This is a genomic window from Thermogutta sp. (assembly GCF_039793925.1).
Lineage (GTDB): Bacteria > Planctomycetota > Planctomycetia > Pirellulales > Thermoguttaceae > Thermogutta.
Window position 1 is genome coordinate 1 of sequence record NZ_JBAMME010000186.1, and the last position, 1,052, is coordinate 1,052.

Annotated in this window: 2 protein-coding genes; both read left to right on the top strand. The window is 58.2% G+C overall.

All coding sequences use genetic code 11. From position 1 onward, the window contains the following. The coding region (locus ABJK56_RS06960) for a PDDEXK nuclease domain-containing protein (RefSeq protein WP_347243943.1) at positions 1-869 on the top strand (869 nt) is incomplete at its 5' end. Continuing rightward, positions 859-1,052: hypothetical protein (locus tag ABJK56_RS06965; protein WP_347243944.1), on the top strand; the 194-nt coding region annotated here is incomplete at its 3' end. The genes ABJK56_RS06960 and ABJK56_RS06965, both read left to right, overlap by 11 nt.

A 1,052-nucleotide genomic window follows, 5' to 3' on the forward strand; every position in this document is an offset into this window, starting at 1 on the left:
GCCTGGCCGACGACCTGCGGCGCGAGTTTCCCGATATGCAGGGGCTTTCGCGGGCAAATCTGTTCTACATGCGGGCGTTTGCCGAGGCGTACCCCGACCGGGAATTTGTCCAGCAGGTTGCTGGACAATTGCCCTGGTTCCACAATGTCACCATCCTGACGAAGGTCAAAGACCACACCGAGCGGGAGTGGTACCTGCGGGCTTGTGTGGAGCACGGCTGGAGCCGGGCGGTCCTCCTGCACCAGATCGAAAGCGGGCTGTATCATCGCCAAGGCAAAGCCCTCACCAACTTTGCCCGCACCCTGCCCGCGCCGCAGTCGGAGCTTGCTCAGCAACTCCTCAAAGACCCCTACAACTTTGATTTTCTCAGCACACACGATGCCCTGCTGGAACGCGACCTGCACAAAAAGCTCGTAGAACACCTGCGCGACTTCATGCTGGAGCTGGGCGTGGGGTTTGCCTTTGTGGGATCGGAGGTTCATTTGGAAGTAGGCGGCGAGGACTTCTATCTGGACCTGCTCTTCTATCACCTGAAGCTCCGCTGCTTTGTGGTGGTGGAGCTCAAAACCACCGAGTTCAAGCCCGAATACGCCGGCAAACTCAACTTCTATTTGTCGGCTGTGGACGACCTTCTGCGCCATCCCCAGGACAACCTTACCGTGGGCATTCTTTTGTGCAAGGAGAAAAACCGCGTGGTGGTGGAGTATGCCCTCCGGGATGTAAGCAAACCCCTCGGCGTGGCCGAGTATCGCCTGGCGCAGGCCCTGCCCGCCGAATTCCAGGGCGCGCTGCCTTCGGTGGAGGAGCTGGAAGCAGAACTGGCAAAGCTGGATGAGCGGAATTTGGAGGAGGAAGGCGATGGCGGGTGAGTGGCGGGAAGTGAGCCTTTGGGATATTGCGCATTACATCAACGGTCGTGCAACGAAGCCGTCCGAGTTGTGCGGTAACGACGGTGTTCCTGTTATCAAGATAGCAGAACTCAATCGTGGCATTACGGAACAAACAGATCGTATCCCGGCAGAGCTTGTCGCGAGTGAACACTGGGTAAGAGA